The organism is Rhizobium sp. BG4 (assembly GCF_016864575.1).
In the GTDB taxonomy this organism is placed as follows: domain Bacteria; phylum Pseudomonadota; class Alphaproteobacteria; order Rhizobiales; family Rhizobiaceae; genus Rhizobium.
Genome location: NZ_CP044125.1, coordinates 3,479,008 through 3,491,674, shown reverse-complemented (window position 1 = coordinate 3,491,674; position 12,667 = coordinate 3,479,008). Strand labels below are relative to the sequence as shown.

The window sequence follows — 12,667 nt, the reverse complement described above, 5'->3', positions numbered from 1 at the left end:
TACTTCGATCAGACGAGCTGACGGCCCTTGGCGTCGATGGCGTTGGCGACGGCTTCGTCAGTCGCTTCGTCAGGCAGCAGCATCTCGTTATGTGCCTTGCCCGACGGGATCATCGGGAAGCAGTTGGCGAGATTGGCAACGCGGCAATCGAAGATGACCGGCTTCTTGACGTCGATCATCTCCTGGATGGTCGCATCGAGATCCTCGGGCTTTTCGCAACGCAGGCCGACGGCGCCATAGGCCTCGGCGAGCTTGACGAAATCAGGCATCGCTTCGGTATAGGAGTTCGACAGGCGGTTGCCGTGCAGCAGCTGCTGCCACTGGCGCACCATGCCCATGTACTGGTTGTTCATGATGAAGATCTTGATCGGCGCGTCATACTGGATCGCGGCCGACATTTCCTGGATGCACATCTGGATCGAGGCATCGCCGGCAATGTCGATAACCAGGCTTTCCGGGTGGGCGATCTGGACGCCGAGCGCTGCCGGCAGGCCGTAGCCCATGGTGCCCAAGCCACCCGAGGTCATCCAGCGGTTCGGCTTCTCGAAGCCGTAGAACTGCGCGGCCCACATCTGGTGCTGACCGACTTCGGTCGTGATGTAGGTGTCGCGATCCTTGGTCAGTTCATAGAGACGCTCAAGCGCATATTGCGGCATGATGACGTCGTTGTTCTTCGTGTAGGCGAAGGAGTTGCGGGCGCGCCAGCGGGCGATATCGGCCCACCAGTCCGCCGTCTGGGTCTTCGCCGGCTTGTTCGGCAGAGCCCGCCACAGGCGAACCATATCCTCGAGGATATGGCCGACGTCGCCGCGGATCGGAATGTCGGCGCGGACGTTCTTGTTGATCGACGACGGATCGATGTCGATATGGATCTTCTTCGAGTTCGGCGAGAAGGCGTTGATGCGGCCGGTGATGCGGTCGTCGAAACGGGCACCGATGCAGACCATGACGTCGCAATCATGCATCGCCATGTTGGCTTCGTAGGAGCCGTGCATGCCGAGCATCTTCAGCCAGTTCTTGCCGGACGCCGGATAGGCGCCGAGACCCATCAGCGTCGAGGTGATCGGGAAATCGGTGAGCTCGACCAGCTCGCGCAGCAGCTTGGAGGCTTCCGGGCCGGAATTGATGACGCCGCCGCCGCTGTAGATGATCGGACGGCGCGCCGTCGCCATCAGCTCGATCGCTGCCTGGATCTGGCTCAGATCGCCCTGGACCTTCGGCTGGTAGCTCTTCTGGATGACATGGGCAGACGGCGGCGTGTAGGTGCCGGTCGCAAACTGGATGTCCTTCGGAATATCGACCAGAACCGGACCCGGACGGCCGGACTGTGCGATACGGAAGGCTTCGTGGATGATCGCGGCCAGCTGGTTGACGTCCTTGACCAGCCAGTTGTGCTTGGTGCACGGGCGGGTGATGCCGACGGTATCGGCTTCCTGGAAGGCGTCGGAACCGATCAGCGAGGTCGGAACCTGGCCGCTGAGGCAGACGAGCGGGACGGAATCCATCAGCGCGTCCTGCAGCGGCGTGACGGCATTGGTCGCGCCCGGGCCAGAGGTGACCAGCATGACGCCGACCTTGCCGGTGGAGCGGGCATAGCCTTCGGCCGCGTGGCCGGCGCCCTGCTCATGGCGGACGAGGATGTGCTTGATCTCGTCCTGCTGGAAGATCTCGTCATAGATCGGAAGCACGGCACCACCCGGATATCCGAAGATATGCTCGACGCCGTTGTCCTTCAGCGCCCGGAGTACGATCTCCGCTCCCGTCATCCGATTGCTATCTGCCGTCTGATTGTCCGTGCCCGTCATTTCTCTGTTCCGTTCTGACTGCTGGGATTTAAGTTTTGTGGTCGGCAAGCCTGAATCTCAGGCATAAAAAAGGCCCCTGAGGGAGCCTGTCATCTAGCGCATGGGTGGCTATCGCCGGATGGTTACACCATCCTGCCCATGCGCTTTCCCACCACAATAAGAGCTGCTGCGATTTTCATGGGCGCAAGTGATAGACAGAAAATTTCGCAGCGTCAACGCTTGCCGAAATAAAAAAACGACGCGTCCGGCGGCGCCATCTACAGGTTCTTACCCTCCAGAATTAAGGGCCGGAACCATTTATTAAAAGATAAGTCATATCTTGGATCGCTAACGCAGGGAGTAGGCCGTTGCTCAACAACGACTTGCAGACGTCAGGGAAAGCCGGCGAGCATGACCGCCGCGATAGCCAGGCGCGGGGTAACCGCTTTCTGGGCCGTGTCGTCGCATGCAGCGGTTCCCGCACGACGATCGCCGCAATCGCCGAAGGCGGCGGCACCGATCTCACCGAACTCTGGTCCGTCGGACGGCTGATTTCGATCAGCGTCGGGCGCAACCGCGTCGTCGCCCTCGTCTATCAGATGAACACCGGCTCCCACATGTGGGGCGAAGGTGAAGACAACGGCTTCAGCATCGAGGCCGAGCTCCTCGGCGAAGTCCGCGTCGATGAAGACGGCCGCGAGGAATTCTCGACCGGCATCTCACGCTACCCCTATCTCGGCGCCATCGCCCACCGGATCCGCTCTGCCGACCTGATGCGCATCTATGATGCCGGTGCCGGCGCGACCGCCGTGATCGGCAACCTCACCCAAGACGAAAGCATCGACGCGGCGATCCATGTGCCCTCGATGCTGTCGAAGCATTTCGCCATCGTCGGCTCGACCGGCGTCGGCAAGTCGACGGCGGTGTCGCTGCTGCTGCACAAGGCGATCGAGGCCGATCCGAAGCTGCGCGTGCTGATCCTCGATCCGCATAACGAATTTGCCGCGGCCTTCCCCAAGCATTCGGTCGTCATCGACACCGACACGCTTGACCTGCCCTTCTGGCTGATGCGGCTTGAGGAATTCGCCGAAGTGGTCTTCCGCGGTCGCCCGCCGGTGCCGGAAGAGCTCGACATGCTGCGCGACATCATGCCGGAGGCCAAGCGCGCCTTCCGCGGCAGCGACAGCTCGCTGGTGCGCCGCACGACGGAGAAAAGCTCGATCACCGCCGATACGCCAGTGCCCTATCGCATGGCCGATCTCCTGGCACTGATCGACGAGCGCATCGGCCGCCTCGAAGGCCGCGCCGAAAAGCCGTTCCTGCGATCGCTGAAGATGCGCATCATCGCCGCCATCAACGACCCGCGCTACCACTTCATGTTCTCCAACAACACGATCTCCGACACGATCGTGGAGACAGTGGCGCAGATCTTCCGCATCCCGGGCGAAGGCCGTCCGATCTGCACCTTCCAGCTCTCCGGCATCCCGTCGGAAGTCGTCAATTCCGTCGCGTCCGTGCTCTGCCGCATGGCCTTCGAAATCGGCCTCTGGAGCGAAGGCGCGATCCATATGCTCGTCGTCTGCGAAGAAGCGCACCGCTACATTCCGGCCGACCCGACGCTCGGCTTCATGCCGACCCGCCAGGCGATCGCCCGCATCGCCAAGGAAGGCCGCAAATACGGCGTCTCGCTCGGCATCATCACCCAGCGTCCGGGCGAACTCGACCAGACGATCCTGTCGCAGTGCTCGACGCTGTTTGCGATGCGCCTGTCCAACGACCGCGACCAGGAGATTATTCGCTCGGCGATCCCGAATTCGTCGATCTCGACGACCAGCTTCATCTCCTCGATCGGCAACGGCGAAGCGATCGCCTTCGGTGAGGCGATCAGCGTTCCCATGCGCATGCGCTTCTCGCGCGTTGCGCAGAACCTGCTGCCGAAAGCCCATGGCGCAACGGCAAAGCAGTCCGAGGAAGATCCCGATACCGTCGATCTGCGCAAGATCGTCACCCGCATGCGCGCCGTCAGCGGCGCCGCCGGCCCGGACATTTCGAATTTCCAGAACAGCTACAACGCCTCGGTCCAGAGCGACATGCTGTTCGACGACGAGGAGCCGCCGGAAGGCCAGGCCTATCCGCAGCCGGCCGCCGCCACGCCATCGATGTCGCTGAACGAGCCCTACCGCCCGGATATGCTGCCGCGCAGCTACGCGCCGCAGGATCCGCAGCCGGCAGCCGCCGGATCGATCGACAGCCGCCTCGAGGCGCTGCGCCGTGAAATGCGCCGCGAGGAAGCAGGCCAGCCCCGCTCCTTCGGCAATCAGGAGCCGGCGCCGACAGTCCAGCGCCGCGAACCCGGCACCTCTTCCCTGCGCGAAAGCATCCTCAGGAAGCCGCTGAGCAGCCTTTACAACAAGGATTGAGGCTTAGACGCTCTTCGATTTCGCCGCCGCAGCGATCACGCTGAGATGGCGCTCGATCAGGGTGAGAAAGGCGATCGTGCCGCAGATCAGCGATGCCAGCACGATACCGCCGATGGCGCCGATCACCGCGCCAACCACGAACATCCCGGACCCGCCCTGGGCCGAAGCGGCCGCACCAGTGGACAATGTCGAAACGGCAAGAATGATGATCGCGATAAGCGCGTTGATCGAAGCAAGCGTCTTTGCAAGGAAGTTGTTCATGAGGCTCTCCATTTGACCCTCACAACCGCTTAGACGGCAACCGTGGCGCGAACCTTGCGCCGGCTATGACATCAAGGCTCCAGCCGTTCCCAGCTCTCGTCCATCTGATTGCGGAACCAGGTCATCTGGCGCTTGGCATATTGACGTGTCGCCGCCGAACCCTTTTCGATCACCTCGCCACGGGCCATCTCTCCGCGCAGCATCGCCGCGATCTGCGAGACGCCGATCGCCTTCATGACCGGCATCTCGGCCGGGAGATCAAGCGTCAGCAAAGCCTTGACCTCATCCTCAGCCCCCTCTTCGAGCATTTTCTCGAAGCGGCCATTGATACGCTGATGCAGCACCGCGCGATCGGGCAGAACAACGATCTTCCGCGCCTGATCGGGATCGACGATGACAGGCCCCGCCTGCCCCTGAAACGCAGAGATCGAGCGGCCTGTCGCTTCCATGACCTCAAGCGCCCGGACGATCCTCTGACCGTCGACCGGATTGAGGCTGCCCGCCAAGGCCGGATCCTTTGCCTGCAGAGCCGCATGGAGCGGCGCTGGTCCTTCATCGATCAGCTGCTGGCGCAATCTCGTCCGGATCGCCTCGGGGATCTCCGGCATGTCGGAGAGGCCGCCAGTCAGCGCCTTGAAATACAGGCCGGTGCCGCCGACGAAGACCGGCAGCTGCCCCTTGCGCGCAAGCTCCGGGAGCAGCGCCGTGACATCGCGCAGCCAGGCACCCGTCGAATAAGCACTCCCTGCCGGAACATGCCCGTAGAGATGGTGCGCCACTCCCTCCATATCCTCTTCGGACGGTCGCGCCGTCAGCACCCGCAGCGTGTCGTAAACCTGCATGCTATCGGCATTGATGACGGCGCCGCCATGCTGCTTCGCCAGTTTCACGGCCAGCGCGGACTTGCCGCTTGCGGTCGGCCCGGTTATCAGGATCGCACCTGTTGTGCTCAGAAGGTTTTCCATATGGCTCTCGTTGCCACGCTTGTTGCCAATCCGTCAAACCCCGTTCTGTCTCCGGCGCTTGCCGAGAAGGCGCATGACAGCGTCAAAGCCTCCGGTCTCTACTGGCTGGCGGATGGCATCGCCTGCGATATCGCCCTTCGCGACGGCACGGATGCCGCAGAAGCCGAAGCTGCAATTCTTTCGGTCCTCGCCGGCCAGCCCGTGGACGTGGTGGTTCAGAACGCCGAGACGCGCCGCAAGAAGCTGCTGATCGCCGACATGGATTCGACGATGATCGGCCAGGAATGCATCGACGAACTCGCCGCCGAAGTCGGCCTCAAGGACAAGGTGGCAACGATCACCGCCCGCGCCATGAACGGCGAGATCGCCTTCGAACCGGCACTGCGCGAGCGCGTCGCACTGCTGAAGGGCCTGCCCATTTCCGTCGTCGACGAGGTCATCGCCAAGCGCATCACGCTGACGCCTGGCGGTCCGGAACTGATCGCCACGATGAAGGCGAAGGGCTATTACACCGCCCTCGTCTCCGGCGGCTTCACGGTGTTCACCAGCCGCATCGGCGCCACGCTCGGCTTCGACGAGAACCGCGCCAACCTGCTGCTCGACGAGAACGGCACCCTGTCCGGCTTCGTCGCCGAACCGATCCTCGGCAAGCAGGCCAAGGTCGACGCGCTGATCGACATCTCGGAAAAGCTCGGCATCACCCCTGAGGACGCCATCGCCGTCGGCGACGGCGCCAACGACCTCGGCATGCTGCACCTCGCGGGATCCGGCGTTGCCCTGCACGCCAAGCCAGCCGTCGCCGCCGAAGCGAAGATGCGCATCAACCACGGCGACCTGACCGCGCTTCTCTACATCCAGGGTTACCGCAAGACGGATTTCGTCACGCCATGACCGAGACCATCCTCACGACCGGCAGGCTCATCATCCGCAACTGGCGTGAGGAGGACCGCGATCTCTTCCACGAGATCAATTCCGACCCCGATGTCATGGAATTCTTCCCGCGGCGGCGCAACCGCCAGGAATCGGACGAGCTCTTCGATTACCTCCGCAAGCTGATCGCCGACACCGGCCTGGGCTTCTACGCCCTGGAACACACGGAGACCGGCGACACACTCGGCTTCTGCGGCATCATGCGAACCTCGCACGAACCGGCAATCCCCGACGGCACCGTCGAGATCGGCTGGCGGCTCGCTAAACGCCACTGGGGTGCGGGCTATGTCAGCGAAGCAGCAACCGCGCTGCTGCAGCACGGCTTCGACAACCACGCGCTCAAGGAAATCGTCGCCTTCACCGTCCCCCAGAACCGCCGCTCACGTGCCGTCATGGAACGCATCGGCATGACGCATCATGAAGATCGCGACTTCGACCACCCGAAGGTCCCGGCCACGACCCCGGACTTCATCCGCCACGTGCTCTATGCGATCAGCGCGCCAAGCGCCGCTGGCCCTATTCCATAGGCACTGCGATGAAGCGCAGGTCGCCATTGGCGGCGGCGATCATCATCTGGGCGTTGCGGCGGCCTTCCTGCTTCAGCGACTGAACTCTGGCAGCAACGGCATCCGGCGACTTCATGAATTCCTGCGCCACCTCGACGATCACGTCGCCGGGCTTCAGGCCCTTTTCGGCCGCAGCCGAGCCGGGCGTCACTTCCGTGACGACGACGCCGTCGACGCTTTCGGCGATGTTGAAGGTCTTGCGGATATCCGGGTTGAGCAGCGACAACGACAGCCCGAGCACGTTCTTCGGCGTCGCTGCGTCGGGGGCGACCTGACCCTGCTGGTCGCTCTGGCCCTGGCCCTTGTTCTCGGGACCCTTGTTCTCGGGACCCTTGTTTTCAGGCGTCTTGTTTTCCGTGCCCTTGTTGTCGGGTGACGGCTGAGCCTGATCGCTGTCGGGCTCGTCCATGTCGTCGTTCTCGCCGGGATCCGGATTGATGACGCCGCCATTCTGCGAACCGTCATCGCTGTTTGCCGCGGCCTGGTCGCTGTCTTCGAGACGGCCGAGCGTCACCTTGACGGTCTGCTCCTTGCCGTCGCGCAGCACCACGACATCGACTTCCTTGCCGACAGGGCTTTCGGCGACGACGCGCGGCAGATCGCGCATCTCGTTGACCGCCTTGCCGTCGAATTTCAGGATGACGTCGCCGGCCTTGATCGAGCCGTTATCGACAGGTCCGCCCTTGATGACACCGGCAACCAGCGCGCCCTTGGCGGCATCGAGGCCGAGGCTGTCGGCGACATCGTCGGTAACGGGCTGGATGCGCACGCCGAGCCAGCCGCGGCGCGTCTCGCCATATTCGCGAAGCTGCGCCACGACACCCGAAGCGAGTTCTGACGGCACCGAGAAGCCGATACCGATCGAACCGCCGCTCGGCGAAATGATCGCCGTGTTGATGCCGATGACTTCACCCTTCATGTTGAACAGGGGACCGCCGGAATTGCCCTTGTTGATCGCCGCATCCGTCTGGATGAAGTTGTCATAGGGACCGGCATTGATGTTACGGCCGCGGCCGGAAATGATGCCGACGGTCACCGAGCCGCCGAAGCCGAACGGATTTCCGATTGCCATCACCCAGTCGCCGATACGCATGCCGCTGGAATCGCCGAACTTCACCGCCTTCAGCGGCGTCTTCGGCTCGACCTTGAGAACCGAAAGGTCGGTCTTGGTATCGGTGCCGATCAGCTTGGCCTTCAGCTTCGAGCCATTGGCGAAATTGACCTCGATATCGTCGGCGCCTTCGATGACGTGGTTGTTGGTGACGATGTAGCCCGCGGGGTCGATGACGAAGCCCGAACCGAGCGAGCTGACATTGTGGTTGCCGCCGCCCTTGCCGCCCTGTTGCTTGTTGAAGAAGTCGTTGAAGAATTCCTGGAAGGGCGATCCGTCGGGCGCGCGCGGCGCCGGACCGGCGCCCTCGTCGTCCTTGACGTTCTGCGATGTCGAGATGTTCACGACTGCGTCGAGGAGGCCTTCAGCGAGATCGGCGACGGAAGCCGGACCGTTTGTCGGCGGCACTCCCTGGGCGGCTGCGGTGCCGGCAAGACCGATATTGGCAAGAAGGGCTGCGCCGGCCAGGAGAGCGAGCGATCGTCTGAAGGTCGGGCGTGTCGTGGGGGCCATCAAGCTTCCTCATGTCAGGTCAAAGCGGCAGTCTGACCACCAACATAGGGCGGAATGATGGAGCGTGAAATCACCTTTTCGCGAAATCCCGCGCAATCTCAACTCAGCCTCTGAGAAGCCGGACAATGGCACCCCCAGGACCGGCAGCGGCCAATCTGCATACGCGAATCTGCTGCTCCGGAACCGACTGCAAAAGCCCTGCCATCTGCACAAAAAAACGAGGGGCCGGTGCATAGACCAGCCCCTCGATCATGAGAAAGAATGCAGGCACCGTCAGGAAATCCTGCAGTCTTCTGTTGTCAGTTTGCCGGTGCGGCGGGTGCAGCCGGCGCCGGAGCTGCCGGCGGTGCCGCAGGCGTGCCGGTGGCGTTGTCGAAGTAGCGGAAGAACTCCGAGTTCGGCGACAGCACCAGTGTCGTATCCTGCGACGAGAGCGACGAGGAATAAGCCGACATCGAGCGGTAGAACTCGAAGAACGACGGGTCCTTGCCGAAGGATTCGGCAAAGATCCGGTTCCGGTCGGCATCGCCCTGACCGCGCAGGATTTCGGAATCACGCTGCGCTTCCGCGGTGATCTCGACGACCTGACGGTCGGCGACGGCGCGGCGGCGCTGGCCTTCTTCGTTACCCGATGCACGGATACGCTCGGCTTCCGCCAGACGCTCCGAACGCATGGCGTTATAGGTGTTCGGCGCGACTTCAGGCGAGAGGTCGGTACGGCGGATACGGACGTCGTCGATGTTCAAACCGAGGTTCTCGGCATCGATCCTGAGGTCGTCGCGGATCTCGAGCATCATCGCAACGCGCTCTTCGGAAAGAGCGGCATTGTAGTCACGCAGACCGTAGACGCGGCGCAGCGACGAATCGAGCTGTGCGCGAAGACGAGCCTCGGCAGCCTCGCGGTCACCCGATACCGTTTCGCGGAAGCGGCGGACATCGGCGATGTTGTAGATCACGAAGGCGTCCACATCGAAGGTCTGGCCGTCCTGAACCTGTACGCGGATATTATCGAGATCGAGGCGAAGCGCCTGCTTCTCGACATACTGCACGCGATCCGCGTCCATGAAGGCGAAGGGCAGCTTGAAATACAGGCCCGGCTCGGTCTTGACCGACTGGATCTGACCGAAGCGGACGACGATCGCCTGTTCGCGGGCATTGACCACGAAGACCGACGAATAGACGACGAAGAGAACGACCGCGAGTGCGATCAGCACGGCGGGAAGCTTATTGGATGTCATGGCTCAACCTCCCTGCTGTGCCGGTTTGCCGATCTCGTTGAGCGGCAGGTAGGGTACGACCCCCTGCTTCTCGTCGATGATGACCTTCTTCGAATTCTTCAGCACCTGTTCCATGGTTTCCAGGAACAGCCGCTTGCGCGTCACGTCAGGAGCCTTTGCATATTCGTCATTGATCGATGCGAAGCGCTGCGCCTCACCTTCCGCTTCCTTGACGACACGGTCCTTGTAGGCGGCGGCGTCTTCGCGGATCTGAGCCGCCTCGCCTCGCGCCTGGCCGAGCCGCTGGTTGGTATAGCGGTTTGCCTCTTCGATCGTGCTGTCGCGGTCTCGGCCTGCACGCTGCACTTCTTCGAAGGCATCGGAGACTTCGCGCGGCGGAGCCACGTTCTGGATCGTCACGCCGGTAACGGTGATACCTGCCTTGTAGCGGTCCATCGTCCCCTGAACGATATTGAGAACGTCCGTTTCGATCGGTTGACGATTGCTGCGGAACGCGTCCTGTGCCGGACGGCGGCCGACGATCTCGCGCATCGCGCTGTCGGAAACCTGCTGCAGCGTTTCCGCCGGGTTCTCGACGTTGAAGAGATACGCCTTCGGATCGCTGACGGTGAAGAACACCGCGAACTGGACGTTGATGACGCTGCGGTCGCCCGAGAGCATCAGGCCGCTCGAGGACGACGACGAGGTCGCGCCGATATTCTGCTGCTGCACCGTGACCTTGACCGTTTCGACCGTCTCAAGCGGCCAGAAATGGAAATGCAGGCCCGGCATAGACACTTCCTGCTTCGGCTGGCCGAAGCGCAGTTCCACACCACGCTCGTCCGGCTGGACGATGTAGATGCACTGGAAGAGCCAGAAGGCCGCGAGGATTGCGACGATGATCAGCGCCACGCCGCCATTGAAGCCGCCGGGCACCATGCGGCCCAGTTGGTCCTGACCACGGCGAATGATGTCTTCGAGATCGGGCGGACCGCCCTTGCCCCCGCCGCCGCCTTTCGGACGGTTCGGGCCCTGCCCCCATGGTCCCTGATTGTTGTTGTTACCGCCGCCGCCGCCCCATGGGCCGCCGCCGCCATTCTGATTGCTCCAGGGCATCAAAACCTCTTTGTTCGTTGAACTCCCGATCGCATATGCCCGCGGGGGCGGCAGACGGTAAGCGATTGTGACCGTTATAGGTATCGCCGACCCTGCTTTCAACGCGACATGAAGGACTTGGTGTTCTTTCTTGGAAAATAATTCGTTATCTTCAGCTGCGGCGCTCGTAGACGACGTAGCGTGTCGGATAATTGTCCTTCTCGCCGGCGGGCACGTAGAGCGTCTCGACCGGCTTCCAGCGCGCGGCGTCGATCGCCGGAAAAGCCGTATCGCCCTCCACATGCGTCTCGACATGGGTGACGCACATGCGGTCGACCAAATCGATCGCCTGCGCATAGATCTGACCGCCACCGGCGATGATGATCTCGCCGATCCCCTGCTCAGCCGCAATCGCCTCGGCCTTGCCGATCGCCTCGGCCAGCGAATGCGCCATCGTCACATCGGGATGATCGATAGCGGCGTGGCGCGAGATCACCACATGCGAGCGCCCCGGCAACGGCTTGCCGCCGATCGATTCGTAGGTCTTGCGGCCCATCACCAACGGCTTGCCCGCGGTTATTGCCTTGAAGCGCTTGAGATCGGTCGAGAGGCGCCAGGGCATATCGCCGTCCCGGCCGATGATGCCGTTCTCAGATACAGCCACAACGATCGTCTTGATGATACCGGACATGAGACCCCGCCTCCGCATTCGATGCCAGAGCGGACACCTACCCGCTAATGAGGGGGAAAGCTAGCCGACGGCGCGCCCGGCAGACGTCTGCTGCGCATCCGGATTGCCGAGCCAGATGACGGCAACGCGCTCGCCGGTCTGCTTGGCGAGATACATGTAATTGTCGGCGCGCTTGACGAAGGACGCCGCCGTATCCGACGGCTCAAGCAGCGCCACGCCGACAGCGGCACCCACCTCCGTGATCGCCCCATCGATGGCGATCGGCTTGAAGATGCGGTCGGCAGCGTCGGTCACCGTATTCCTGACATCGTGGATCAGCACCGGGTCAACCTCGATCAGCACCACGAATTCATCGCCGCCGATCCGGGCGATGAAGTCGTTGGCGCGAAAACTCTCGCGAAAACGGCTGGCAAGCGTGCGGATCACCTCGTCACCAGCGCCATGTCCCAGCCGGTCGTTGACCGCCTTGAAGCCGTTGAGATCGATGAATGCCAGCGCCATCGACTTTTCCGCCGCCCGCGCCGCTTCGATATGCTCGGCCAGGGTCTCGTCGAAACAGGCCCGGTTCGGCAGGCCGGAGAGCGCGTCCGTGCGTGCCGAAGCACGCAGCGCGAGCTCGATCTCACGCTGATGGCGCACGCGCGCCGAAACGTCCATGATCACTTCGACGTCGAAGGAAACACCGCCGACGATCGTGCGCTGCGCCGAAATCAGCGTCGGAATGATCGTCCCGTCGGCATGGCGGATATCGACCTCTTCAAGCACATAAGCACCGTCCTCAGCCAGCATCCTGTGGCGGCGATCCCGCGCCGGATTGTCGATCGCCGCCCCCTCGGACGTCAGTTTCTTGCCGCTGATATCTTCCCATTTCAGACCCGTCAGCTTCAGATAGGCGTCGTTGACCTTCGCATAGCTCGACGTCTTCGTGTCGCTGGTGGTGATCGCCATGGCGATCGGCGCGAACTCGAACATGCGCATCAGCATCGACGACAGTACATCTGGGGGAAGAAGGTCAGTATCGTCCATTGCGGTCCCGGGAGCATTACCTGCGCGGGAGAAAATAACCGAGGGCTATTAATATCTTACTGATGAAACTTGGTACATTTTCAGACAT

The 12,667-nt window shown here is 62.5% G+C and carries 12 protein-coding genes; 3 read left to right on the top strand and 9 right to left on the bottom strand.

The genetic code is table 11. The features are described from left to right. Positions 1-8: 8 nt before the first annotated feature. Positions 9-1,805 (bottom strand): acetolactate synthase 3 large subunit, encoded by a 1,797-nt coding sequence (locus F2982_RS17465; protein WP_203428578.1) that lies wholly within the window; start codon positions 1,803-1,805, stop codon positions 9-11. Positions 1,806-2,152: 347 nt separating this feature from the next. Between F2982_RS17465 and F2982_RS17460 the strand changes: the two genes are divergently transcribed. After that, a complete protein-coding gene (locus tag F2982_RS17460) occupies positions 2,153-4,204 on the top strand; it encodes an ATP-binding protein (protein ID WP_203428577.1) in 2,052 nt (683 codons plus the stop codon). 3 nt (positions 4,205-4,207) lie between these two features. Here the strand turns inward: F2982_RS17460 and F2982_RS17455 are convergent, their stop codons facing one another. Beyond that, positions 4,208-4,465 carry a hypothetical protein gene (locus tag F2982_RS17455; RefSeq protein ID WP_203428576.1) on the bottom strand — a complete coding sequence of 86 codons (258 nt, stop codon included), beginning with the start codon at positions 4,463-4,465 and terminating at the stop codon, positions 4,208-4,210. Positions 4,466-4,536: 71 nt separating this feature from the next. Then, the gene (miaA, locus tag F2982_RS17450; RefSeq protein WP_203428575.1) at positions 4,537-5,430 is read right to left on the bottom strand and encodes a tRNA (adenosine(37)-N6)-dimethylallyltransferase MiaA; all 894 of its coding nucleotides are present in this window, start codon (positions 5,428-5,430) and stop codon (positions 4,537-4,539) included. On the opposite strand from miaA, the gene serB reads away from it, so the two are divergent. Together serB and F2982_RS17440 are read left to right on the top strand one after the other, a co-directional pair. Next, positions 5,431-6,321, top strand: coding sequence for a phosphoserine phosphatase SerB (serB, locus tag F2982_RS17445; RefSeq protein WP_112715355.1), 891 nt, complete (start codon positions 5,431-5,433; stop codon positions 6,319-6,321). It abuts the gene before it with no gap. Continuing rightward, the gene (locus tag F2982_RS17440; protein WP_203428574.1) at positions 6,318-6,887 is read left to right on the top strand and encodes a GNAT family N-acetyltransferase; all 570 of its coding nucleotides are present in this window, start codon (positions 6,318-6,320) and stop codon (positions 6,885-6,887) included. Before serB ends, F2982_RS17440 begins: the two co-directional genes overlap by 4 nt. On the opposite strand, the gene F2982_RS17435 is transcribed toward F2982_RS17440, so the two are convergent. The 6 genes from F2982_RS17435 to F2982_RS17410 form a co-directional block, all read right to left on the bottom strand. Continuing rightward, on the bottom strand, positions 6,877-8,550 hold the full coding sequence (locus tag F2982_RS17435) for a DegQ family serine endoprotease (protein WP_203428573.1): 1,674 nt from the start codon (positions 8,548-8,550) through the stop codon (positions 6,877-6,879). The two genes, F2982_RS17440 and F2982_RS17435, sit on opposite strands and share 11 nt — an antisense overlap. Positions 8,551-8,653: 103 nt before the next feature. Then, the gene (locus F2982_RS32180) at positions 8,654-8,839 is read right to left on the bottom strand and encodes a DUF2065 family protein (RefSeq protein WP_203430110.1); all 186 of its coding nucleotides are present in this window, start codon (positions 8,837-8,839) and stop codon (positions 8,654-8,656) included. A gap of 10 nt (positions 8,840-8,849) precedes the next feature. Then, positions 8,850-9,788, bottom strand: a complete 939-nt coding sequence (locus F2982_RS17425; protein WP_112715361.1) for a protease modulator HflC — start codon at positions 9,786-9,788, stop codon at positions 8,850-8,852. 3 nt (positions 9,789-9,791) lie between these two features. Next, entirely contained in the window at positions 9,792-10,883 is a 1,092-nt protein-coding gene (gene hflK / locus F2982_RS17420) for an FtsH protease activity modulator HflK (RefSeq protein ID WP_112715363.1), read from the bottom strand. A 151-nt stretch (positions 10,884-11,034) separates the two neighbouring features. Further along, entirely contained in the window at positions 11,035-11,553 is a 519-nt protein-coding gene (locus F2982_RS17415; RefSeq protein ID WP_203428572.1) for a dihydrofolate reductase, read from the bottom strand. Positions 11,554-11,613: 60 nt separating this feature from the next. Further along, entirely contained in the window at positions 11,614-12,579 is a 966-nt protein-coding gene (locus F2982_RS17410; RefSeq protein WP_246777468.1) for a sensor domain-containing diguanylate cyclase, read from the bottom strand. Positions 12,580-12,667: the final 88 nt, after the last annotated feature.

What these genes read in the sequence shown, in the direction of transcription:
- F2982_RS17465 (WP_203428578.1), bottom strand. Translation starts at nt 1,805, where the DNA reads ATGACGGGCACGGACAATCAGACGGCAGATAGCAATCGGATGACGGGA.
- F2982_RS17455 (WP_203428576.1), bottom strand. Translation starts at nt 4,465, where the DNA reads ATGAACAACTTCCTTGCAAAGACGCTTGCTTCGATCAACGCGCTTATC.
- miaA (WP_203428575.1), bottom strand. Translation starts at nt 5,430, where the DNA reads ATGGAAAACCTTCTGAGCACAACAGGTGCGATCCTGATAACCGGGCCG.
- serB (WP_112715355.1), top strand. Translation starts at nt 5,431, where the DNA reads ATGGCTCTCGTTGCCACGCTTGTTGCCAATCCGTCAAACCCCGTTCTG.
- F2982_RS17440 (WP_203428574.1), top strand. Translation starts at nt 6,318, where the DNA reads ATGACCGAGACCATCCTCACGACCGGCAGGCTCATCATCCGCAACTGG.
- F2982_RS17435 (WP_203428573.1), bottom strand. Translation starts at nt 8,550, where the DNA reads ATGGCCCCCACGACACGCCCGACCTTCAGACGATCGCTCGCTCTCCTG.
- F2982_RS17425 (WP_112715361.1), bottom strand. Translation starts at nt 9,788, where the DNA reads ATGACATCCAATAAGCTTCCCGCCGTGCTGATCGCACTCGCGGTCGTT.
- hflK (WP_112715363.1), bottom strand. Translation starts at nt 10,883, where the DNA reads ATGCCCTGGAGCAATCAGAATGGCGGCGGCGGCCCATGGGGCGGCGGC.
- F2982_RS17415 (WP_203428572.1), bottom strand. Translation starts at nt 11,553, where the DNA reads ATGTCCGGTATCATCAAGACGATCGTTGTGGCTGTATCTGAGAACGGC.
- F2982_RS17410 (WP_246777468.1), bottom strand. Translation starts at nt 12,579, where the DNA reads ATGGACGATACTGACCTTCTTCCCCCAGATGTACTGTCGTCGATGCTG.